Below are 21,389 nucleotides of genomic sequence, written 5' to 3' on the forward strand. Positions count from 1 at the left end.
TCCGTCCTCGGGTTGGCTTGGGCCGGGCGGAAAAATGGAAGCCGCCTCAGGCCTTTCCGGCCGGATAGCGCACGGACCCGGCGGGTGCAACGGGAACTTGGGCCGGACAGGGCTCCCCTGCTCCCGGCGCGGGCTCTCTCGGACTTCCCCGGGGGCGCAGCGCAGCGCAGCGCTCAAACGCTGCGCTGCAGAACCGGGGTCCAGAAGTTGCGGCGACATGGGTCCCGGCTCGCGCTTCGCGCGTCCGGGACACGAGGCCTGAGCCCTACTGCAGCGTCGGATCGAGCCGGTCGCGCAGCCAGTCGCCGATCACGGAGACCGCCAGCGTGGTGACGACGATGGTGGTGGCCGGCGCCAGCATGATCCAGGGCGCCCGGGTCAGGTATTCCCGGCCGTATCCGACCATGTTGCCGAGGCTGGTCATCGGCGGCTGCACGCCAAGGCCGAGAAAGGACAGGCCGGATTCCATCAGGATCACCTCGGGGAAGACCAGCGTGGTCGAGACGATCAGGGTCGAGGCGATGTTGGGCAGGATGTGCCGGAGGTAGATCCGCGATGGCCTCGCCCCTAACTGGCGGACGGCGGCGGCATAGCCTTGCGCATTGGCGGAAATCGCAAGTCCGCGCGCGATGCGGGCGTAGCGCTCCCAGCCGAACAGGCCCATCAGGCCGATCAAGAGCGGCAGCGAGTTGCCGAAGAAGGCGAGCACCGCCAGCTCCATGATCAGGAAGGGCATGCTGGCCTGGAAGTCGGACAGCATCAGCACGAGCTGCTCGACTACCCCGCGGAAATGCGCCGCGAGGAAGCCGAGCGTGGTGCCGACGATCGCCGATATCGCGGTGGCGCCGAAGGCGATCAGCAGCGAGATGCGGATCGAGACGAGCAGCCGCGACAGCACGTCCCTGCCGAGCTCGTCGGTGCCGAGCCAGTGCGCGGCATTGCCGGGCGCCGCCAACCGGTTGCGCAGATCGAGCTGGGTGAAGCCGTAAGGCGCGATCTTTTCCGCAAAGGCCGCGATCAGCAGCATCGCGACGATCCAGCTGATCGCGAGCGCGACCGAGACCGGGATCGCCGGCAGGCTGATGCGGCGGCGGATAAGGTTGTCCTTCAGCGTCGCGTCGGTCATGCGTGCGCCCCTTTGGTGCGCAGGCGCGGATCGAGGAAGCCGTAGAGGAAGTCGACGATCAGGTTGGACGTCACCATGGTCATCGCCACCAGCAGCAGGATGCATTGCACGACGGCGAGGTCGCGGTTGGCAACGGCGACGACGAGCAGGCGCCCTACTCCCGGCCAGGCAAATACACTCTCGACCACCACTGCGCCCGCGATCAGCGTGCCCACCATGAAGCCGAGAATGGTGATGGTCGGGATCGCCGCGTTCGGCAGCGCGTGCGACGTCACCACCTTGCGCCACGGCACGCCCTTGGCCGAGGCGGTGCGGATGTAGGGCTGGCCCAGCACCTCCAGCATCGCGCTGCGGGTGAAGCGCGCCAGCACCGCTGCGCCGCCGAGACTAAGGGTCGCAATTGGCAAGATAGCGTGGCGCCAACTGTCCTGCCCGCCCGACGGCAGCCAGCCGAGCTGCACGGCAAAGACGAGCACCAGCACCAGCGCGAGCACGAAGCTCGGGACTGTGAAACCAGCCACCGCCGTCGTCATCACGGCGCGGTCGATTCCCGACCCGCGATGCAGCGCGGCGTAAATACCGGCGGGAATGCCGAGCGCGACCTTGAAGGCGAAGGCCGGCAAGGTCAGCGCCAGCGTGGCCGGAATCCGCTCCAGCACGAGCTCGATCGCGGGACGGCCGTCGCGCATGGAGCGGCCGAGCTCGCCCTTGGCGATGGCGCCGAAATAGTCGAGATACTGAAACCAGATGGGATCATCGAGGCCCCAGGCCTTGCGAAACGCCGCGAGCACCTCCGGCGGCGCCTCCGGTCCCAGAATCATCAGCGCGGGATCGCCTGAGAGGCGAAGCACGACGAAGGCGAACGTGACGACGAGGACGATCGTCAGCGCCGCGCGTCCGATCCGAATGGCGAAATAGCGTCCCATCAGGCTGCGTCCCGTGTCGCGGCGCCGCTGACGAGATGGCAGGCGACCTGCCTGTCGCTAGCGACGGCTTCGAGCGCCGGCACCTCGCTTGCACAGCGCGCGATGGCGCGCGGGCAGCGCGGATGGAAGGCGCAGCCTTGGGGGCGCGCGGCCGGATTCGGCGGATCGCCTGACAGCACGATGCGGCTGGCGCTGCGGCGGCCCGGTGCGGGCGACGCGGAGACCAGCGCCTGGGTGTAGGGGTGCTCGGGACGCGCAAATAGATCGTCGGCGCTGCCGATCTCGACGATGCGGCCGAGATACATCACGGCAACCACATTGCTGATCTGCCTGACGACGCGCAGGTCGTGGCTGATGAACAGCAGCGTGAGCCCAAGCTGTGCCTGGAGGTCGGCGAGCAGGTTCACCACCTGCGCCTGGATCGAGACGTCGAGCGCGCTGACCGGCTCGTCGCAGACCAGGAAATCCGGCTTGGTGGCCAGCGCCCGCGCCAGCACGATGCGCTGGCGCTGCCCGCCGGACAGCGCGCCCGGATAGCGCGCGCCATGCGCCGGCGTGAGCTCGACTGCGCGCAACAATTCGCGGACGCGATCTTCGCGCATCGAGGGCGTGCCGACGCCGTGAATGTCGAGGGGCTCGCGGATCTGCGTTGCGACCGGCAGGCGCCGGTCGAGCGCCCCCAGCGGGTCCTGGAAGATCATCTGCATGCGTGCCCGTTGCGCACGCCACGCGGCCGTTCCGGGCGCAGCCATCGGCTTGCCGTCGAACCGCACCTCGCCGCTATCGGGCGGCTCGAGGCCGAGCACGATCCGGCCGGTCGTGGATTTGCCCGAGCCGGACTCGCCGACGAGGCCCAGCGTTTGGCCTCTGGCGATCGTCAGCGACACGCCGTCGACAGCATGCACGGCCGCAGCTCGGCCGAACATTCCGGAGCGCATCGAATAGGTGCGCGAGATCGCGGACACTTCGACGAGCGGTGCGCTCATTCGGCAGCGATTCCGAGCAGCGCGCGGCGCGAGGCTTCGGCACGGATGCAGGCAACGGTCCGGTCGTTCGCGATCGGCGCCAGGCTCGGCACGGCCAAGCCGCACGGCTCGGCCGCCAGCGCGCAACGCGGCGCGAAGGCGCAGCCATCAGGCATGTGCGCGGGATCGGGCACGGTGCCGGGAATAGCCGTGAGGCGCCGCCGCGGTCCGTCGAGCGGCGGCAGGGCACCGATCAACCCCTGCGCATAGGGATGCACGGGATCGGCGAACAGCTGGTTGCTCGGCGCCTCTTCGACGATGCGGCCGGCATACATCACCGCGACGCGGTCGCAATTCTCCGCGACGACCCCGAGGTCGTGGCTGATCAGCACCATCGCCATGCCCAGCTCGCGGCGGACCGTGGAGAGCAGCTCCAGGATCTGGGCCTGAATGGTGGCGTCAAGCGCCGTGGTCGGCTCGTCCGCGATCAAGAGATCGGGATTTCCGGCCAGCGCCATCGCGATCATGATGCGCTGGATCTGGCCGCCGGAGAATTCGTGCGGATAGGCCTCTAACCGCCGCGCCGCATCGGGAATGCCGACGAGATCGAGCAGCCGCCGCGCCTCCGCCTTCACGGCGTTGCCGGAGAGATCGCGATGCAGCGCCAGTGCTTCGCAGAGCTGCTTGCGGATGGTCAGCACCGGGTTGAGGGCGCTCGCCGGGTCCTGGAAGATCATGGCGATGCGCCCGCCCCTGACGCGGTCCAGCTCGCCGGCCGGCGCGCCCAGCAGCTCGCGCCCGTCGAGCCGCACCGAGCCTGTGACCTGCGCATGCCTCGGCAACAGGCCCAGCGCGGCAAGCCACGTCACCGACTTGCCGGAGCCGGACTCGCCGACGAGGCCGACGGCCTCGCCCTTGCCGAGAGCAAGATCGACACCACGCAGCACAGGCACGCCGCTGAAGGCAACGCTCAGGCCTGCGATGCTGACCAGCGGCGCCACGTCAGGCCTCGAAATTGCCGGCGCGGAAATCCATCGCGAAGGCGGGCGCCGCCTTCCACTTGATCGATTTCGGCTTGGCCGTGAAGGTCGCGTTCTGGTGCAGCACCGTGTAGGCGGGATCTTCGCGCTCGGCGATCTCGAGCATGCGGTGGAATGCCTTCCTGCGCGCGGCGCGATCGGTCGAGGTTTCCAGGAACTCCGAGAGCTTGTTCAGTTCGACATTGGTCCATTCGCCGATCTGCTGCTGCTGGCCGTTCGGCCCGTGCTGGGCGACCAGCGAGGACACGGGATCGTTGAACGCGGCCGAGTTCGACCAGTCGCGCACCGCACGCGTCGGCGCACGCTCCATGATCTGCGACCAGTTCTCCTTGGTCTCGATCTGCACGTTGAGGCCGACCGACTTCCACATCTCGACCAGGATCTGCGCGGTCGCGACCTGGTTGGTGTAGTAGTTGTTGAGCAGGCGATAGGGGATCGGATCGCCCTTGTAACCCGCCTGCTTCAGCAGATCCTGCGCGAGCTTGGGATCATAGGCCGGCACGTTCCAGTCGGCATTGAACATGTCGCCGTAGAACTCCCACTGCAGGCCCTTCGGCACGCGGGTGCGGCCGGCCCACAGGCTGTCGACGATGGCCTGGCGGTCGATCGCATGGGTGAAGGCGCGCCTGACAAGCGGATTGGCGAGCACGGCGTGGTTCTTGTCGAACACGGTCAGGCGGTGATTGAGGATGGTGCCGCCCTGCACCTCGAACGCGGCGTTCTTCTCGATGCCGGCGATCTGGTCCGGCGGGATGTCGCAGGCGAACTGGTATTCGCCCGACAAGAGGCCGTTGATGCGGCTCGCGACCTCTGGCACTTCGAGGAAGCGGATGCGCTTGAGCGGCGGACGGCCGCCCCAATATTCGTCGTGGGCTTCCAGCGCCAGCGAGACGTCGGGCTTGAGCTCGACGACCTTGTACGGACCGGTGGTGACGGGCTTGCGCGCCCAATCGAGATAGCTAGCGGCGTCTTCCCAGGCGCGGCGGTTCATGATGTCGGAGCCGTAGCGCGACAGCCGGCCCTCGATCGTGACGTCGGGCGTCGCGTTGTAGAAGCGCACCGTGTACTTGTCGACGGCATCGACGCGCACCAGGTCCGGCCAGATACGGCGGGCGACGGCCGGGACGTCCGGCGGCAGCTCCTTGCCCGGGCGCGGCGTCGGAATCTTCTCGAAGGCCTTGATGGTGGAGCGGTTCTTGGCTTCGGTGTCGCCGAACATGCGCTCGCGGCTGAAGGTGAAGACAACGTCTTCGGAAGTGAGCTCGTCGCCGTTGTGGAATTTAACGCCCTGGCGCAGCTTTATCTCGACGGTCTGATCGTCGATGCGGCGCCATTCGGTGGCAAGGCCGGGCACGGCTTCCAGATTGCCGCGCCAGTTCTTGGAGATCAGGCCTTCCCAGATCGAGGAGAAGAACACGCGCTCGCCGACGTTGGACTGCTCGCGCAGCACGTCGAGCACGTTCGCATTCGTCACTTTTTGCACGGCGATGGTCACCGACGGACGGTTGTCGCCCTGCGCGATCGCAAAGCGCGGCAGCAGCAATGTGCTTGCGGCCACGCCGCCGGACTTCAGGATGGTGCGACGGGTGAGCTTGCTCATGATGGTGACCCCTGCCCTTTGTGATGTCGGTTATTCGGCGAGACCGAGCGCGGCGAGATGGGCTGCGCCGGTGCGGACGTCGTCGTGGTTGCGCAGTTCGAGGATCAGCCGCGGGTTCGACGTCAGCCGTCCCAGCGCGCGGAACACGGCGACCCACGGGATATTGCCTTCCCCCGGCGCCCAGTGCCGGTCGGCAAAGCCGTCGGTGTCCTGCAGGTGCACATGCGTCAGCATGTCGCCGGCGGTCTCGATGTAATAGTCCACCGGCGGCGCGCCGGTGGAGATGTGGGCGTAATTGGCGTGGCCGGTGTCGAGCGAGACGCGGACCTTGCTGCTTTCGAGCGCCTTGGCGAGGCGCACGCGGTCGCGCGGGTCCTTGTCCTCGATGTTCTCGATGACCATCTCGCAGCCGATCGTCTCGGCGCGTGCGATCACCTCGGCGAGCGTTGCCTTGACGCGCTCGACCAGATTGCCGCGGTTATCGGGATAGAGATCGAGATTGTTGTGATCCCAGGTCGTGAACGGCGAATGGATCACCATCTGCGTCGCGCCGAGGAACTCGGCGGCGTCCAATCCCTGTAGCAGGCGCTTGGTCACCGCCTGGCGGATCATGGGATCATGGCTGTCGATCTTGAAGCCCCAGAACGGGCCGTGGATGCCGAGCCGGCCGGTGTGACCGGCGAGCATCTGCTTGATCTCGCCGGCGGTCGCGCGCCAGTCGCTATCGAGCAGATCGGCGCGGAAGAAGTCCTGGATTTCCAGGTCGCGCTGCCGCTCGAGAAGCCAGTCGCGATGCGCGGGAATCGATTTGATGGACAATGCGGCGCCCAGTACCGGCTTCGACATGGCGTGCTCCTTTGCCGTCAGCGATGACGGGGAGCAGCGCTAGACCAGTTCAATGACAGGCCCGTGAAATGCAGGTTGCGAGGTGCCGATGAGATGTGGACATCCCATCGGTCGCGCGCCGCAGATCAGCGATCAACGACCGATGCAGAACGAACACATGGCAAGCGGTATCGTGCCCGTAGTGATCCGGAATGGAATCCTAACCAACCTTCGCGTACATCGCCGGCCATCGATCGGCGGCCACTTCCACGGGCATCACCTCTGATCGCGCAACATGGGGTTGGGGGACCACATGGGGCGGGGGATTGAAGGCTGGGGCAAGGTGACGAGGTCCGGACTCCTAGGCACTCCGGACCTCGAAACTTTTGACATCGAACACAATCGGCGCGGTCTGGGCGTTGTTGGTCGGAGCCGTCCGGCTGGTGTCCGTGCCGTTACCGGCCAGTTGCTCTGTTGCGCCGGCAGCTGTTGCTCGGCGGCAGTCACACCGGGCGTACAATCGGATCCTTCAGCGTCAGCCGCGCCGTGAACGTCACGGTCGTCTTGCCGACCAGCGCCATGCCATCGACCTCCGCACCGCCGGCAGAATAGTCGCCCGAGAAACCGCAGGTGACCTCCCGGCCGCCGAATGCGAGCGTCCTGCCGACCGCCTCAGTGTGCTGGTTGACGATCATGTCGCCACGCCACTTGCCGTTCCGGAAGGTGTAGCTGCCGGTGTAGTAGAAGAAGCTGTCGCCGCCCATGATGCGGCCGTCGCAGAGCACGACCACGCCCCTCGCCTGCCCACGCTTGCCGTCGCGCATCTCGATGTCGAAAATGTAGAGGCCGTTAGTGACCTTGGTCTCCTCGCCCGCTTCCGTCCCATCCTCGCCCGACATCAGATCGTTCCTCCCCCAACGCCGCCCCGATCAGTTCGGCACGTTCCGTTCGAGATCCTCGAGCCAGGCGGCCGCGCTCGAATCCGACGGTGCGCGCCAATCGCCGCGCGGCGACAGTGAGCCTCCGGCCGAAACCTTCGGCCCGTTCGGCATGGCCGAGCGCTTGAACTGGCTGAAGGCAAAGAAGCGGCGCAGGAACACTTCCAGCCAGCGGCGGATCTCCGGCAGATCATAGGCCCTGCGCCGGTCGCTCGGGAACGCCGGCGGCCATTCGCCCTTGGCGGCGTCCTTCCACGCCTGAAGCGCCATGAACGCGATCTTGGACGGCCGCATGCCGAAGCGCAGCGTGTAGAACAGGTTGAAATCCTGCAGCTCGTAAGGTCCGACGGACGCTTCAGTGCTCTGTGGTTTCTCGCCGGGCTGCACCGGCACGAGCTCAGGCGAGATTTCAGCGGCCAGGATCGAGCCAAGCGTCCGGTTGACGTCGTCGCTGAACTGTTTCGACGAAATCACCCAGCGGATCAGGTGCTGGATCAGCGTCTTCGGCACGCCTGCATTGACGTTGTAATGCGCCATCTGGTCGCCGACGCCATAGGTGCACCAGCCGAGCGCGAGCTCGGAGAGATCGCCGGTTCCGATGACGATGCCGCCGTGATAGTTGGCGAGCCGGAACAAATAGTCCGTGCGAAGGCCCGCCTGCACGTTCTCGAAGGTGACATCATAGACGTTCTCGCCCTTGCCGAAGGGGTGGCCGATGTCCTTCAGCATCTGGGTTGCGGTGGTCCGGATGTCGAGTTCCTGCCAGCTCGTTCGCAGCGCCTGCATCAGCGCGAGCGCATTGGTCTTGCTCTCGCTGCCGGTGGCAAAACCCGGCATAGTGTAGGCGAGGATGTTTTCACGCGGCAGGCCGAGCAGGTCGATCGCCTTGGCGGCGACGATCAGGGCGTGAGTGGAATCGAGCCCACCGGATACGCCGATCACGACGCGCTTGGTGCCGGTCGCGCGCATCCTCTGCACGAGGCCGGCAACCTGGATGTTGTAGGCCTCGTAGCAATCCTGCTCGAGCAGCCTCTCGTCGCTCGGCACGAACGGAAAGCGCTCGACCTTGCGCAGGAAGCCAATATCGGCCGCCGCCGGCTTCAGGGCAAATGTCACCTTGCGGAAAAACGCCTCGCGCTGCCGACGGTTGTCGTCGAACGTTCCCATCAGCGCACGCTCCTGCCTGAGCAGGTCGAGATCGACATCGGCCAACGTGATCTGGCCGCCCTGCCGGAACCGCTCGCCCTCGGCCAGCAGCACGCCGTTCTCGTAGATCGAGGTCTGGCCGTCCCAGGCGAGATCGGTGGTGGATTCCCCTGCCCCGGCGGCGGAATAGACGTAGGCCGCGAGGCAGCGCGCCGAGGTCGATTGGCACAGCAGCGCGCGCGAGCGTGCCCGGCCGATCGTGATCGGACTGCCAGAAAGATTGATCAGCACGCTCGCGCCCGCGAGTGCGAGCTCGGAGGCCGGCGTCACCGGGATCCACATGTCCTCGCAGATCTCGACGCCGATGGTGAGGCCCGGAACGTCCTCGGCCGCGAACAGCAGATCCACGCCGAACGGCGCGTGCAGGCCGGCGAAGGCGATCGTCTCTCCGGCGATGCCGGCGCCGGAGGCGAAATGCCGTCCCTCGTAGAACTCGCGATAGGTCGGCAGGTAGCTCTTGGGCACCACACCGAGGACGTTGCCGCGATGAATGACGACGGCGCAGTTGTAGATGCGATGACCAAAGCGCAACGGCGCTCCGACGATCAGGACCGTCATCAGCCCCGAGGAGGCCTCGACGATCGCGGCGAGGCCGCGCTCGACCGCATCGAGCAGCGGATCCTGCTTCACCAGATCTTCGATCGCATAGCCGGACAGGCACAGCTCGGGAAACACGGCCACCGCCACCGACTGCTCGTGGCAGGCATCGGCTGCCGCCAGGACGGCCTTCGCGTTGGCCGTGGGATCGGCGACATGGGAGGTGGTGACACAGGCCGCCACGCGCGCAAATCCGTGAGCGTAGATCGAATGGAAAGTCATCGAGCGCAGTACCCCTGAATCTCTTCGCTGCCGAAGCCGTTAGCTCCGGATCATATGTAGCCCATCGACCGGGTCCCGTGCGAGCCATCCGCCGTCATGCATAACGGATTTGCAAGGCGACCTGCCCAGCGCTGGCGAGCTCAGGCGCTACGGGCCAGCACACCGGGCAGATCGTCGCGCAGCCACCCGGCGATCCGGGGCCAGGCATGCGCGTGGGTGCGCGCGCCCATGAACAGGCCGAGGTGATTGCTCGGCTCGGAAGCCGCCGCAATGAAGGCCGGCGGCGTGCCGACAAGCCCGGCGGTGGCGAGCGCTTGCGTCGCCGGCACCACATTGTCGTCGAGCCCGGCGAGCAGGAAGATCGGCGCCTTGACGTCCTTCAGGTGAATCGGGCGGCCGAGCGCGACGAAATTGTCGCGAGCAATCAGGTTCTCCCGGAAAATCCCGTTGACGATCTCGAGATAGTAAGTGCCCGGCAGATTGAGCGTCTCGGCGTTCCAGCGGTCGAAGCGCGCGAGCAGCGCCGCGCCCTGCTCGTCCGAGAGATCCCTCTGCAATGCCGCCACGATATCGTCGCTGTCAGGCGCTTTGGACCAGAAGCGCAGCATCTCATCGCCGCTGACATTGCCGCCGCCGCGCGCGACGAGCTGGTCATAGACCAGCTCGGGCGCATTGCGGGCGAGCCGGGAGAGCGAAGAATCAATCGACAGGTCCACGGGAGCGCCGACCAGGACCAGCCGCCGCACCTTGGCTGGAAAACGCGCCGCGTAGAGCAGCGACAGCCATCCGCCCTGGCAGAGCCCGACGAGGTCGACCGGCGCGCCGATCTCGTCGATGGCGACGTTGAGATCGCCGAGATAGCTGTCGATGGAGAGATAGCGCATGTCTGATGTCGCCGACCGCCAGTCGGTGAGATAGACCCGGTCGATGCCGCCATTTTGCAATGACTGCACCACGCTGTGGCCCGGCGCGAAATCGGCGATCAGGGCCCGGTGCAGCGCAAAGGGGGCGCAGACCAGCGCCGGCTGGCCGGACCCGACCGGCGAGCAATCGCGCAGCTGCATCGTCGCGAGCTCCAACGCAACGCTGTTGGGTGTCGTCCATGGCAGGCTGCCGTCACGCTGCTCCGGGGGTCCGCGTTCCAGCCACCAGAAGCAGGCATCCATGGCAAGCTGCGCCGCCGCAAACGGCCACAGCCGCGGATCATCAGGAGCATGCCCTGGTCCACGTGTCCGTTTGCCGGTCCTTTCCACCATGGCTACCTCGATGCCCTCATAGGAACGCCTCGAGGCTGACGACAGCGATGCCGAGGTCCCGAAAACTTTGATGGGTCGCCGCGACCGAGCCGTCGAGATCGATGCCCCGGCAGGCATCCTCGATGACGGCCACCTCCAACCCCGCCTTACGCGCATCCTCCGCCGAGAAGCGAACGCAGAAGTCCAGCGCCAGACCAGCGACAAAGACGGTCTTCAGCTCGCGTTCGCGCAAATAACCAAGCAGTCCGGTCGGCGTGCGATGGTCGTTCTCGAACAGCGCCGAATAGGAATCGATGCCACGGCGAAAGCCTTTGCGCACCACGAGGCTCGCCCGTGTCACGTCGAGATCGCGACGAAATTCAGCACCCGCCGTGCCTTGCACGCAATGCGTCGGCCAAAGCACCTGCCGTCCGTAGTCGAGCTCAATCGTCTCGAACGGCTGCTTGTCCGCATGGTTCGCCGCGAACGAGACGTGGTCGCGCGGATGCCAGTCCTGGGTCAGGACCACATTGGCGAATTTCCGGGCGATCCTGTTGATGGCGGGAACGACTTTCTCACCACTGGGAACGGCGAGCGCGCCGCCGGTACAGAAGTCGTTCTGTACGTCGATCACCAGCAGCACGTCGCGGTCGGAAATCATCATCGCAAGGCCCCGATCCGCCCGGCGTCAAGTGCCGGACGCTCCCTCCCAATGTCGATCTTCCAGCGTGGCTTCGCAACCACCGACCGCGTGCGGCGATACCGCGCTGATGCCCAAGGATTGTTCAGAATGCAACGGTTTGACCTTGTTCGTGTTGACTAGGAACAACCAAGCGAGGATTCTCAGTCCGTCCGCGTGCTCGCGGATCGGATCAGGAACGGAGGCGAAGGTTCCCGAGGGCCGGCAGGGCCTCGGAAGCCGCAGGGCCATGGGCATCGGCAAGACAGGAAAAATTCTTCTCGCCGATATCGGCGGCACCAATGCGCGCTTCGCGCTGAGCAAGGCCGAATCCAGCGATGGCGACCAGACCGGGCCGATCGATTATGTGAAGGTCGCCGACTTCCCGACCGTCCGCGAAGCCATCGCGGACCTCCTGGCGCGCCGATCGGGCGCCGAGCAGCCCCAAAGAGCCGTGCTGGCGGTGGCGGGTCCCGTCACCAACAACCGCTGCGTCATGACCAATAGCCCCTGGGTCATCGACGGCAACGAGCTGCAGCCCGCGCTCGGCTTCGACAGCGTCCATGTGCTGAACGACTTCGAGGTGGTGGCCTGGTCCCTGCCCGCCTTGCAGCCTGCCGACCTGGTCCCGCTCGGCGGAGGCGACGGCTTGCCCGGAGAGCCGTTGCTGGTCGTCGGGCCAGGAACCGGTTTTGGTGTCTCCTGTCTGGTTGAACGCCATGGTTCGCGACTGGCCGTCGTCACGGAGGCCGGACACGCGACCCTACCGGCCGAGAACGAGCGCGAGGAACGCGTGATCGCGTGCATGCGCGGGCGCCTCGGCCATGTCTCCATCGAGCGTGGCGCACTCTCGGGTTCCGGGCTGCAGAACCTCTACGAAGCGCTGGCTGAGATCGACGGCGTTCAGGTGCCGCATCGCGATGCCGCCGCCATCACCAAGTCCGCGCTGGAGGGCAGTTGTCCCGTCAGCCGCGCGACGCTGGAGATGTTTTGCGCCATCCTTGGCTCGGTCGCCGGCAATCTCGCAGTGACCTTCGGCGCCCGGGGCGGCGTCTATATCGCCGGCGGAATCGTGCCGCGCTTTCGCGACTTCCTCGCGGCCTCCGCATTCCGGGCACGCTTTGAAGCGAAAGGTCGCTTCCAGGACTATCTGCGCAACATCCCGACCCGGCTCGTGATCAAGCCCGATGCGAGCTTCGTCGGCCTGAACATGTTTGCCGACCACACTTCGGACTGACGGACCGTTGCTCTCTGCTGCTCGCGGGCTCCCGTAATTCACAGCAGATTCCCCACACGCGCCGGCCCCAGGCAGGAACGTGCTTGCATGCGTGTTTCAGATGAGAAACAATCTCACCGTGTGTGGCGTAGTTGCGGGGGCGTGACATGCGTAAACAGGACTTGGGTTTCGACTATCACCGCTATCACCGCCTGCTGAGCGAGGCGGACAACGAAGACAAGCGGTTGGCCCTGATCGAGCTCTTGATCGAGGAGAAGGCCCGCGACCGGCTGGCTGCCCAGCGCGCTTCAGATCGCGCGGCCATGACGGCTCACACCATCGCCACGGTGCTGAGGAACGGTCGCAGATCAGCCGACTGAATCACTCTCCGGCCATGCTTCCGCCGTGGTCAGTTAGTCAGTTAGCTTGGAATTGTGGCCGACGGCTCGGGAAACATCGAATCGATCATCGCCTTGAGCTGATCGATCGCGATCGGCTTGCGCAGGATCGGCCTGCGCCGGAGCAAGGACGGCAGCAGTTCCGGACCGTAGCCTGTGGCGAACAGAAACGGTTTTCCGCGACGCTCGATCAGGTCGGCGACCGGATCGACGTAAACGCCCTTCAAATTGATGTCGAGGATGGCCAGATCGTATTGCGCGGTCATCGCAAAGGCGCTGGCGTCGCGCACATTGTCCGCTTCCGCGACGACGTGGTGGCCGAGTTCCTCCACCATGTCGGCGATCATCATCCGGATCAACGCCTCGTCTTCGACCAGGAAAACGGAGAGTCCGTCCGCCATATCAACCCCGCAGTCAGCCTTGCGAAGCTAACCATAACCGAATTGCGGAGAGGATTCACGAATTCGTGGCGGGCGCGTTAATTCAGATGCGTCCGAACCGATTCAACTTGATCAATCCAGTCCGCGCTCGTGGCTGAGGCGCACCATCTCCTGAACGAAGACCTGCTTCTGCTTGTCGTCGAGGCTCGAATAGAGCGGCTCGGCGGCGTCGGCGACGTTGCGCTGGTCGGCGGCGCGATCGATCAGGAACTGGGCCTCGTTGCGCATCTGCTCGATGATGTCGTCGGGTGGATCCCGCTTGGCGCGCGCAACCCGCAGGTTGAGCCGCTCTGCACCATTATGCCCGAGGTAGTGCATCGCACTCGAGAAGCCGTACCAGTGCTTCTCTTGATCCGGCGTGAGATTCAGCTCGGTTTTGATCCGCTCGATGTAGGAATCGCTGTTGGCGACGATCTGCTCGGCAGTCAGCTGCGGCGCACCGGTCTGGGTGAGGACCGTGACGTCCTTGTTGTCTTTATTGGCCTTGTTGTCCTGCGGCGCGTTCTTCGCCTCCTTGCTCGCCTTGGTGCCCTTGCCCGCCTTGGCGCTCTTGGCATCCTTGTCCTTGGCCGCGCCCTGCTGCTTGGCGTCCTTGCTGGACTCCTTGGCGGGCGGCGGCTGATTGCCGTTGTTGTTGCCGACACCGAGCACACCGGTGAAGACGCCGACCACGCCGCCGATCGCGCCGCCGAGCACGCCACCGACTGGACCAGCCGCCTTGTTCCCGGCTGCCGCGCCTTCCTGAACGCCTTTGACCAAACCTTGGCCATTCGCCACCGCGGCGGCACCGAGCAACAGCGCCAGCACGGACCCCAGCGCGAAGCACCGCCGCAGGTAAAGCCGCGCTGACGGCGCCGGGTTGATCATTCTCGTCTCCATCGTCTCTTCTGACTGGCCTATCCGGCGGGAGTCATCCGCCAGCTGCAACTCTATCGTTTCCGCCGCTTCGAGGTCCAGACGCCGCCGATTGCTGTCCACGCCCGAAAAGTCTTTCACCCGAAGCGGTTATGCAGGCTTATTCGAAACTGCGGCGTAATTGCGCACGGATCGTTCGAGACGGTTCGACGCGAAGTGTGCATCGCAAAACAACGTGCGCCCTCCGCCTGCTACACGTCGCCTCGAGATGCGTCGCCACGCTACCGGACACAACGTTAGTTTTAGACGCAGAGCCATTCGGCTTTCTCGACAGATGCGATCAATCATGATCTGATCGCGCTACCAATTTGCTGCGGCATGCGTGAATTGCCCACGCGGGCCGAAAGCGCCAACAAGAAAATCGAGCAACAAAACTCAAAAGAAGTCTCTCAGAGGAAACTCCAACAACAACACCCAAGCGAGGAAACGAGATGTCACGAAAGACACTGACGCGACGTCAATTTGTGGCTGCCACTGCAATGTCCTCCGCGGCGCTGATCACGGCGCCCTATGTCCGGGGCGCTTACGCTGCCGGCAAACTCTCGATCGGCTTCTGGGACCACTGGGTGCCCGGCGCCAACGACAGCTCCAGGGCTCTCGTCAACGAGTGGGCCGCAAAAGAAAAGGTCGAAGTCTCGATCGACTACATCACCAGCAACAACAAGAAGATCGAGCTGACCGTTGCCGCAGAAGCGCAGGCCAAATCCGGTCATGACATTCTTCAGATGTACACCTGGTGGCCACATGCCTATGCCGAGCAGCTCGAACCGGTGAACGACGTGGTCGAGCCGGCGATCAAGCAGAACGGTGACGTCAACGGCACGGTCAAATATCTCGGTCAGGCCGGTGGCAAATGGCTTGCGGTCCCGGCAACCCCGGGGAGCCAGATCAAGGGGCCCTGCTCCCGCATCGATCTGATGAAGAAGCACGCAGGCATCGACGTCCAGGAACTGTACCCCGCGGGCGCGCCGCCCAAGGCCGATAATTGGAACATGGACACCTTCCTGAAGGCGGCGGAAGCCTGCCAGAAGGCCGGTTTCCCATTCGGCATCGGTCTCGGCGAGACCACTGACAGCGTCGATACCGCGGGCGCCATCTTCCAGTCGTTCGGCGCCGAGCTCGTCAACGCCAAGGGCGATCTCACCGTGAAGACCGATCAGGTCCGCCAGGCGCTCGAATATTACAAGAAGCTGATCGCCTTCCTGCCGCCGGATGCACCATCCTGGGACGACGCCTCGAACAACAAATGGCTGATCTCCGGCCGCGGTGCCCTGATCATGAATCCGCCGAGCGCCTGGGCGGTCGCCAAGCGCGACGCGCCGCAGGTCGCCGAGCAATGCTGGACGCACGGCTTCCCGGCCGGCCCGAAAGGCCGCTTTGCGCCGTTCCTGCCCTATTTCTGGGGCCTCTGGAATTTCTCCAAGAACAAGGAGGCGGCCAAGAGCCTGCTCACCTATCTGTCGCAGCCGTCGTCGATCGAGAAATTCGTTGCGGCGAGCGGCGGCTACGATCTGCCGGCCTATGCGAACATGACGACGCTGAAGACCTGGGTGGAGGAAGGGCCGCCGAAGGGCACGCTCTATCACTATCCAAACCCCTACAATCATCAGACGCTGTCGATTGCGGCCTCTCCGGCGCCGCCAAAGATCGCCCAGCAGATCTACGCGCAGGCGACGCTGACCAAGATGGCGCTACGGTTTGCGCAAGGGGAGAAGATGGAGACCGCGCTCACCTGGGCCGAAGGCGAGTGCGAAGGCTTCCTGCGAACTTAAGCCGGGGTGTGCAACGGCGGTTCACGCTTCCTAGCGTGAGCCGCCAGGAGGCAACCTCCGTTCGATGGACATGATCCGGTGACGCGAGGAGGAAACTGATATGGCCGATGTCGTCGTCGAGCACGGTCGCGTCGCTGGCACGACGGCCGCGCGCAAAGGGAGGGGCCTGCACAACGCGTTGCGGCGAAAGTCGACAATGGCGTTCTTCCTGACGCTGCCCCTGATCCTGTTGATCGCGCTGCTCGTGCTCTACCCTGCTCTCTTCTCGGTTCACCTCGCAACGCTGAACAAGTCGATGCAGAAATACGTCGGCTTCGGCAACTTCACCTTCCTGTTCAAGCGCGAAACGTTCTGGATGGTGGTGAAGCAGTCCTGCATCTTCGCGATCACCGCCGTGTTCTTCAAGGCGCTGATCGGCTTCATCGTCGCGCATTTCGTGCACAACATTCCGGCGAAGGGCCAGCGCAAATGGCGCGGCATGCTGCTGGTGCCCTGGGTGATCCCGCCGGCAATGAGCACTCTGGCCTGGCTCTGGCTGTTCGATCCCTCCTATAGCGCATTCAACTACACCCTCTCACTGTTCGGCATCGGTCCCGTCAACTGGCTCGGCGATGCCGCATGGGCGCGCTTTTCCGTTATTCTCGTCAATGTCTGGTATGGCGCGCCGTTCTTCCTGATCATGTATCTGGCGGCGCTGAAATCCGTGCCCGACCAGCTCTACGAGGCGGCAGCGATCGACGGCGCCAACTGGTGGCAGAAGATCTGGTACGTGACGCTGCCGATGATGCGCAACATCATCGCGATCACCACGCTGTTCTCGCTGATCGTCACGTTCGCCAATTTCGACATCGTCCGCATCCTGACCTCAGGCGGACCGCTCGACCAGACCCAGATCTTTGCGACCTACGCGTTCCGCGTCGGCATCGAGAGCAACGACATCCCGCTCGGCGCCAGCGTCTCGCTGTTCATGGTCCCCATCCTTGCCGTCGCGGCGATCTTCATTTTGCGCGACGTCAGCAAACGCGGGAACGAATCCTGATGAGCACGATGGCGATCGACAAGGCCGGACCCCGGCGTAAGGTCAAATATGGCAGCATGAGCCGCGACCGCGCCTGGGCGCTGCGCTGGTCCTACTTCTTCCTGGTGCTGTTTGCGATCTTCTTTCTGACGCCGCCGCTCTACATGGTGATCACCTCGCTCAAGAGCAGCGCGGAGATCTCGGCTGCGACAAATCCGTGGTGGGTATTCCACCCGACGCTGTCGAACTATGTCGAACTTCTGACGTCGAACCAGTTCCTCCGGTTCTTCTGGAATTCGTCCATCGTGTCGCTGGTGGTCGTGATCGTCACCATGCTGATCAGCGTCCCTGCGGCATTCGCGCTGGCGCGAATGAAGTTCTGGGGCTCGGCGACGCTCGCGACCGGCGTGTTCCTGACCTACCTGGTCCCGGACAGCCTGCTCTTCATCCCGCTGTTCAAGATGCTGGCGCTGGTCCAGGACCTGACCGGCATCACGCTGCTGAACCGATGGTACGTGCTGCTGTTCATCTATCCGACGCTGACGGTGCCGTTCTGCACCTGGATCATGATCGGCTATTTCGCCTCGATCCCGAAGGAGCTCGATGAAGCCGCAATCATCGACGGCGCATCCTGGCTCCAAACGCTGACGAGGATCTTCATCCCGGTCGCGCTGCCCGGGCTGATCGCCGCGACCATCTTCGCGTTCACGGTGTCCTGGGCGCAGTTCCTCTATCCCCTGGTGTTCACGACCTCCATCGACCAGCTCGTGCTGCCGGTCGGCATCACCACCACGCTGATCAAGGGCGACGTGTTCAACTGGGGGCAGATCATGACCGGCGCGCTGCTCGGCGCCGCGCCGCCGCTGATCATCTACGCATTCCTGATGGACTACTACATTGCCGGCCTGACCGCCGGCGCGACAAAGGGTTGATTCTCATGGCTGACGTTGCTTTGCGGAAGGTAGTTAAGCGTTACGACGATGTCGAAGCCGTGCGCGGCATCGACCTCGACATCGCCGACCATGAGTTCATCGTGCTGGTCGGCCCCTCCGGCTGCGGCAAGTCGACGACGCTGCGCATGATCGCAGGCCTCGAGGACATCAGCGACGGCGACATCATGATCGGCGGCGACGTCGTCAACGACGTGCCGCCGAAGGACCGCGACATCGCCATGGTGTTCCAGAACTACGCGCTCTACCCGCACATGACGGTCGCGGAGAACATGTCGTTCGGGCTGCGCCTGAAGCATTACCCCAAGGCCGAGATCAAGGCCCGCGTGACGGAAGCCGCCCGCCTCCTCGACATCACCGACCTGATCGACCGCAAGCCGAAGCAGCTCTCCGGCGGCCAGCGCCAGCGCGTCGCCATGGGACGCGCCATCGTGCGCAACCCGAAGGTCTTCCTGTTCGACGAGCCGCTCTCCAATCTCGACGCCAAATTGCGCGTGCAGATGCGGATCGAGATCAAGAAGGTGCACCAGAAGGTACGCACCACCACCGTCTACGTCACCCACGACCAGGTCGAGGCGATGACGCTGGCCGACCGCGTCGTGGTGATGAACAAGGGCCGCATCGAGCAGATCGGCACGCCCAACGAGCTCTACCACAAGCCGGCGACGCGCTTCGTTGCGGGCTTCATCGGCTCGCCGGCGATGAATTTCATCCCGTGCCGGCTCGAGGATGTCGGCGGCACGCTTCAGCTCCGCCTCTCCGATCGCATCGCTTTTCCGCTGCCGCCGGCCCGCGCCGCGCGTTACAGCGCGCTGCCGCGCACCGACAAGCTGCTGCTCGGCCTCCGTCCGGAGCATCTCACCGAGTCGCATGCGCATCTGGCACCCGGCGTCGAGACCTTCGACACCGTGCTCGACGTCACCGAGCCGATGGGCATGGAGACCCTGGTCTATTTCGGCCTCGACGGCACGCCGGTCTGCGGCCGCGTCGATCCCAATGCCGGCGCCAAGGACGGGGCTCCCATGCGTTTGGCGATGGACCTCAACAACATGCACCTGCTAAACGAAGAGACCGGCGTCGTGCTGTGACGCCGTCTCAAGAAGCGCGAGGCAGGCAGGGGAGCGATGGCGACCAACAAGAAGAAGATTTTCGTTACACAAACTTTGTCGCAAGGGGCACGTGCCCTCCTCACCCAGCGGGATGATATCGAGCTCGTCGAGTTTTCCAACCTGATCTCGGCTAGGGATTTCGAGACCTTGCTGAAGAGCCATGCCCCCGTTCACGGCGTGGCCCTCGGCGCCACCGCTTTCGGAGAGACCGAGCTCGAGGCTGCCCGCGACATGAAGGTGGTAACCCGCATCGGCGTCGGCTACGACGCCGTCGACGTGCCCGCCCTCTCCCGCCGCAAGGTGCCGCTGATGGTCGCCGGCAGCGCCAACTCGCCCTCGGTCGCGGAAGCGGCGCTGTTCATGATGTTGACGCTCGCCAAGCGCGCGCAGGAGCTGCATTCCTGCGTCAAGGACGGAACATGGGCCGACCGGCTCGGCATGCTGCCGTTCGACCTCTACGGCAAGACCGTGCTCGTCATCGGCTTCGGCCGCATCGGCAGTCGCACCGCCAGGCGCTGCCTGGCGTTCGAGATGAAGGTGCAGGTCTACGATCCCTACAAGGGAGCCGCCGAGATCAAGGCCGCCGGCTGCGAGCCCGTCACTGAGCTTGACGCCGCGCTCCCTCACGCCGACTTCGTCACCATCCACTGTCCCAAGACGCCTGAGACGGTCGGCCTGTTCGATGCGGCGCGGATCGGCCGGATGAAGCCGAGATCCTATCTCATCAACACCGCACGCGGCGGCATCGTGAAGGAAGCCGCGCTCTACGACGCCCTGGTCTCCGGCAAGCTCGCCGGCGCGGGCATCGACGTGTTCGAGGTTGAGCCGCCGCCGGTCAGCAACGCGCTATTCGCGCTGCCAAACGTCATCATGGCCCCGCATGTGGCCGGCGTCACCGTCGAGGCGGTGAGCCGCATGAGCGAGCAGACTGCGCGCAACATCCTGAGCGTGCTGGACGGCGATCCCATCCGGCAGAACGTGATCAATCAGGACGTGCTGGGCTGAGCCGAACTCCGGGCGGGCGACGGATTCGCCCGCCTTCGGGATGCCAGAAAGCGTCCCATTTTGGTGCAGATCGAGCCCCAACTCAGCCTTAATCAAACACGCGTAATGAGCCAGGGCGCACCGGCGGCGGGACAGACCAGCCGGCCGCGTCGAGCTGGAGGATGGACCCTTGGCAGAGATCGACCCGACCGACCACGCGCTGGCGACCATCGCCAGCATTCTGGAGAACCCCGAGCCTGTTCTCGTCGTTCGCGAAACCGAGACCGAAATGGTGGTCGCCGGTGAACGTGAGCACATAGCCGCCGACGAGCAACCAATTGTCGATGAGCATCCGGTGGTCGAGGAACAGCCGCTGGTGCCGGAGCACACCGATGCCGACGGCTACAGCAAGGTCGGCCCGGGCCCGATGGTGGCGATCCGCCTGAAATGGACGGTCCATCGCGGCGACGACGGCCAGTACTACGTCCACGAGACCATCGGCGAGCAATCGGCACCCGTCATCAGCGGCCCGATGACGAGCGAAGCCGCCGTGCATTTCGTCGACGCGCAGGAGCACGAAGCGCATCGTCGCTTCGAAGAACTGCGCAGCGAGATCGCCGGCCGCAGCTCCCTCGCCGACTACGAGCGCAAGGGCGAAGCGTAAGGCTCCAGCCGGAGGCCTCCGTGCACCTCTCCCCGTCGGGGAGAGGTGCACACTGGGCCCGCCAACTACTTCCTCCCCAGATAATCCTTCTTCACGAGCTCGACGCCGGCGTGCCGCAGCAGGTCGTAGGCCGTGGTGACGTGAAAGAAGAACTGCGGGACGCTGAACGTCAGCAGCAGCGTCCGCCCGGTGAATGGCAGCTCGGTGCCGTTCTTCAGCCTGAAGAAAACATTCCGTTCCGCCGCCACATCGATCTCCGCGCGCGGCAGGCTTTCGATGAACTCGATCGACGTTGCAATGCGCGCCTGAAGCCCAGCCATGTCGTGCTCCAGCGCCGGCAGCGCCACCGGCTCGCGCTGCGCCAGCAGGGCCGGCGCAACCGTGGCGTGGCGGCAGGCCTCACCGACCTGCTGCGCCAGGTCGTACATGTTCGGCGCAAGGCGCATGCCGAGCAGGATCGCCGGATTGAACTTGCGGGCCTCTGCATACGCCACGCCCTTGTCGAGCAGCGCGGACAGGTTGCTCAAATAGGGCACGAACAGGCCGACCGAGGCCTCGTACATC

The 21,389-nt window shown here is 64.9% G+C and carries 21 protein-coding genes; 8 read left to right on the forward strand and 13 right to left on the reverse strand.

Annotated elements, in window-relative coordinates; all coding sequences use genetic code 11:
* Positions 1–265 precede the first annotated feature (265 nt).
* The 10 genes from YU9_RS0113985 to pncA all read right to left on the reverse strand — a co-directional run bounded on the left by YU9_RS0113985 (position 266) and on the right by pncA (position 11,344).
* Positions 266–1,126: an ABC transporter permease gene (locus YU9_RS0113985; RefSeq protein WP_027573402.1), complete on the reverse strand. Its 861-nt coding sequence runs from the start codon at positions 1,124–1,126 to the stop codon at positions 266–268.
* Positions 1,123–2,052 carry an ABC transporter permease gene (locus YU9_RS0113990; RefSeq protein WP_027573403.1) on the reverse strand — a complete coding sequence of 310 codons (930 nt, stop codon included), beginning with the start codon at positions 2,050–2,052 and terminating at the stop codon, positions 1,123–1,125. Before YU9_RS0113990 ends, YU9_RS0113985 begins: the two co-directional genes overlap by 4 nt.
* On the reverse strand, positions 2,052–3,038 hold the full coding sequence (locus tag YU9_RS0113995; protein ID WP_027573404.1) for an ABC transporter ATP-binding protein: 987 nt from the start codon (positions 3,036–3,038) through the stop codon (positions 2,052–2,054). Before YU9_RS0113995 ends, YU9_RS0113990 begins: the two co-directional genes overlap by 1 nt.
* A complete protein-coding gene (locus tag YU9_RS0114000; protein WP_027573405.1) occupies positions 3,035–4,018 on the reverse strand; it encodes an ABC transporter ATP-binding protein in 984 nt (327 codons plus the stop codon). Before YU9_RS0114000 ends, YU9_RS0113995 begins: the two co-directional genes overlap by 4 nt.
* A 1-nt stretch (position 4,019) precedes the next feature.
* Entirely contained in the window at positions 4,020–5,657 is a 1,638-nt protein-coding gene (locus YU9_RS0114005) for an ABC transporter substrate-binding protein (RefSeq protein WP_027573406.1), read from the reverse strand.
* Between the two features lie 30 nt (positions 5,658–5,687).
* The gene (locus tag YU9_RS0114010) at positions 5,688–6,503 is read right to left on the reverse strand and encodes a sugar phosphate isomerase/epimerase (RefSeq protein WP_027573407.1); all 816 of its coding nucleotides are present in this window, start codon (positions 6,501–6,503) and stop codon (positions 5,688–5,690) included.
* A gap of 482 nt (positions 6,504–6,985) precedes the next feature.
* Positions 6,986–7,381 (reverse strand): GrlR family regulatory protein, encoded by a 396-nt coding sequence (locus YU9_RS0114015; protein WP_027573408.1) that lies wholly within the window; start codon positions 7,379–7,381, stop codon positions 6,986–6,988.
* A 30-nt stretch (positions 7,382–7,411) separates the two neighbouring features.
* Positions 7,412–9,445, reverse strand: a complete 2,034-nt coding sequence (locus YU9_RS0114020) for an NAD(+) synthase (RefSeq protein WP_027573409.1) — start codon at positions 9,443–9,445, stop codon at positions 7,412–7,414.
* A 140-nt stretch (positions 9,446–9,585) separates the two neighbouring features.
* Positions 9,586–10,701 carry an alpha/beta fold hydrolase gene (locus YU9_RS0114025; protein ID WP_027573410.1) on the reverse strand — a complete coding sequence of 372 codons (1,116 nt, stop codon included), beginning with the start codon at positions 10,699–10,701 and terminating at the stop codon, positions 9,586–9,588.
* Between the two features lie 16 nt (positions 10,702–10,717).
* Entirely contained in the window at positions 10,718–11,344 is a 627-nt protein-coding gene (pncA, locus tag YU9_RS0114030; protein ID WP_027573411.1) for a bifunctional nicotinamidase/pyrazinamidase, read from the reverse strand.
* Positions 11,345–11,609: 265 nt separating this feature from the next.
* On the opposite strand from pncA, the gene glk reads away from it, so the two are divergent.
* Both glk and YU9_RS0114040 read left to right on the forward strand, forming a co-directional pair.
* The gene (gene glk / locus YU9_RS0114035) at positions 11,610–12,596 is read left to right on the forward strand and encodes a glucokinase (RefSeq protein ID WP_027573412.1); all 987 of its coding nucleotides are present in this window, start codon (positions 11,610–11,612) and stop codon (positions 12,594–12,596) included.
* A gap of 146 nt (positions 12,597–12,742) precedes the next feature.
* A complete protein-coding gene (locus YU9_RS0114040) occupies positions 12,743–12,955 on the forward strand; it encodes a hypothetical protein (protein ID WP_027573413.1) in 213 nt (70 codons plus the stop codon).
* A gap of 41 nt (positions 12,956–12,996) precedes the next feature.
* Here YU9_RS0114040 and YU9_RS0114045 read toward each other — a convergent pair whose 3' ends face one another.
* Complete coding sequence (locus YU9_RS0114045) at positions 12,997–13,374, reverse strand: response regulator (RefSeq protein WP_027573414.1); 378 nt, start codon at positions 13,372–13,374, stop codon at positions 12,997–12,999.
* Positions 13,375–13,485: 111 nt separating this feature from the next.
* On the reverse strand, positions 13,486–14,280 hold the full coding sequence (locus YU9_RS0114050; RefSeq protein ID WP_027573415.1) for a Spy/CpxP family protein refolding chaperone: 795 nt from the start codon (positions 14,278–14,280) through the stop codon (positions 13,486–13,488).
* 479 nt (positions 14,281–14,759) lie between these two features.
* Between YU9_RS0114050 and YU9_RS0114055 the strand changes: the two genes are divergently transcribed.
* The 6 genes from YU9_RS0114055 to YU9_RS48990 all read left to right on the forward strand — a co-directional run bounded on the left by YU9_RS0114055 (position 14,760) and on the right by YU9_RS48990 (position 20,825).
* Positions 14,760–16,100: an ABC transporter substrate-binding protein gene (locus YU9_RS0114055; RefSeq protein WP_027573416.1), complete on the forward strand. Its 1,341-nt coding sequence runs from the start codon at positions 14,760–14,762 to the stop codon at positions 16,098–16,100.
* A 100-nt stretch (positions 16,101–16,200) separates the two neighbouring features.
* Positions 16,201–17,139, forward strand: a complete 939-nt coding sequence (locus tag YU9_RS0114060) for a carbohydrate ABC transporter permease (protein WP_027573417.1) — start codon at positions 16,201–16,203, stop codon at positions 17,137–17,139.
* On the forward strand, positions 17,139–18,050 hold the full coding sequence (locus YU9_RS0114065; protein WP_027573418.1) for a carbohydrate ABC transporter permease: 912 nt from the start codon (positions 17,139–17,141) through the stop codon (positions 18,048–18,050). Before YU9_RS0114060 ends, YU9_RS0114065 begins: the two co-directional genes overlap by 1 nt.
* A gap of 5 nt (positions 18,051–18,055) precedes the next feature.
* On the forward strand, positions 18,056–19,156 hold the full coding sequence (locus tag YU9_RS0114070; RefSeq protein ID WP_027573419.1) for an ABC transporter ATP-binding protein: 1,101 nt from the start codon (positions 18,056–18,058) through the stop codon (positions 19,154–19,156).
* A gap of 36 nt (positions 19,157–19,192) precedes the next feature.
* Positions 19,193–20,182 (forward strand): hydroxyacid dehydrogenase, encoded by a 990-nt coding sequence (locus YU9_RS0114075; protein ID WP_027573420.1) that lies wholly within the window; start codon positions 19,193–19,195, stop codon positions 20,180–20,182.
* 169 nt (positions 20,183–20,351) lie between these two features.
* Positions 20,352–20,825, forward strand: coding sequence for a hypothetical protein (locus YU9_RS48990; protein ID WP_027573421.1), 474 nt, complete (start codon positions 20,352–20,354; stop codon positions 20,823–20,825).
* Between the two features lie 65 nt (positions 20,826–20,890).
* On the opposite strand, the gene YU9_RS0114085 is transcribed toward YU9_RS48990, so the two are convergent.
* The gene (locus YU9_RS0114085) at positions 20,891–21,388 is read right to left on the reverse strand and encodes a DUF1993 family protein (RefSeq protein WP_036017278.1); all 498 of its coding nucleotides are present in this window, start codon (positions 21,386–21,388) and stop codon (positions 20,891–20,893) included.
* Position 21,389: the final 1 nt, after the last annotated feature.

This window comes from Bradyrhizobium sp. WSM1743 (assembly GCF_000473065.1).
Classification (GTDB): domain Bacteria; phylum Pseudomonadota; class Alphaproteobacteria; order Rhizobiales; family Xanthobacteraceae; genus Bradyrhizobium.

What these genes read in the sequence shown, in the direction of transcription:
- YU9_RS0114055 (WP_027573416.1), top strand. Translation starts at nt 14,760, where the DNA reads ATGTCACGAAAGACACTGACGCGACGTCAATTTGTGGCTGCCACTGCA.
- YU9_RS0114010 (WP_027573407.1), bottom strand. Translation starts at nt 6,503, where the DNA reads ATGTCGAAGCCGGTACTGGGCGCCGCATTGTCCATCAAATCGATTCCC.
- YU9_RS0113990 (WP_027573403.1), bottom strand. Translation starts at nt 2,052, where the DNA reads ATGGGACGCTATTTCGCCATTCGGATCGGACGCGCGGCGCTGACGATC.
- glk (WP_027573412.1), top strand. Translation starts at nt 11,610, where the DNA reads ATGGGCATCGGCAAGACAGGAAAAATTCTTCTCGCCGATATCGGCGGC.
- YU9_RS0114085 (WP_036017278.1), bottom strand. Translation starts at nt 21,388, where the DNA reads ATGTACGAGGCCTCGGTCGGCCTGTTCGTGCCCTATTTGAGCAACCTG.
- YU9_RS0114015 (WP_027573408.1), bottom strand. Translation starts at nt 7,381, where the DNA reads ATGTCGGGCGAGGATGGGACGGAAGCGGGCGAGGAGACCAAGGTCACT.
- YU9_RS0114060 (WP_027573417.1), top strand. Translation starts at nt 16,201, where the DNA reads ATGGCCGATGTCGTCGTCGAGCACGGTCGCGTCGCTGGCACGACGGCC.
- pncA (WP_027573411.1), bottom strand. Translation starts at nt 11,344, where the DNA reads ATGATGATTTCCGACCGCGACGTGCTGCTGGTGATCGACGTACAGAAC.
- YU9_RS0114050 (WP_027573415.1), bottom strand. Translation starts at nt 14,280, where the DNA reads ATGATCAACCCGGCGCCGTCAGCGCGGCTTTACCTGCGGCGGTGCTTC.
- YU9_RS0113985 (WP_027573402.1), bottom strand. Translation starts at nt 1,126, where the DNA reads ATGACCGACGCGACGCTGAAGGACAACCTTATCCGCCGCCGCATCAGC.
- YU9_RS0114045 (WP_027573414.1), bottom strand. Translation starts at nt 13,374, where the DNA reads ATGGCGGACGGACTCTCCGTTTTCCTGGTCGAAGACGAGGCGTTGATC.
- YU9_RS0114005 (WP_027573406.1), bottom strand. Translation starts at nt 5,657, where the DNA reads ATGAGCAAGCTCACCCGTCGCACCATCCTGAAGTCCGGCGGCGTGGCC.
- YU9_RS0113995 (WP_027573404.1), bottom strand. Translation starts at nt 3,038, where the DNA reads ATGAGCGCACCGCTCGTCGAAGTGTCCGCGATCTCGCGCACCTATTCG.
- YU9_RS0114040 (WP_027573413.1), top strand. Translation starts at nt 12,743, where the DNA reads ATGCGTAAACAGGACTTGGGTTTCGACTATCACCGCTATCACCGCCTG.
- YU9_RS0114075 (WP_027573420.1), top strand. Translation starts at nt 19,193, where the DNA reads ATGGCGACCAACAAGAAGAAGATTTTCGTTACACAAACTTTGTCGCAA.
- YU9_RS0114025 (WP_027573410.1), bottom strand. Translation starts at nt 10,701, where the DNA reads ATGGTGGAAAGGACCGGCAAACGGACACGTGGACCAGGGCATGCTCCT.
- YU9_RS0114020 (WP_027573409.1), bottom strand. Translation starts at nt 9,445, where the DNA reads ATGACTTTCCATTCGATCTACGCTCACGGATTTGCGCGCGTGGCGGCC.
- YU9_RS0114070 (WP_027573419.1), top strand. Translation starts at nt 18,056, where the DNA reads ATGGCTGACGTTGCTTTGCGGAAGGTAGTTAAGCGTTACGACGATGTC.
- YU9_RS0114065 (WP_027573418.1), top strand. Translation starts at nt 17,139, where the DNA reads ATGAGCACGATGGCGATCGACAAGGCCGGACCCCGGCGTAAGGTCAAA.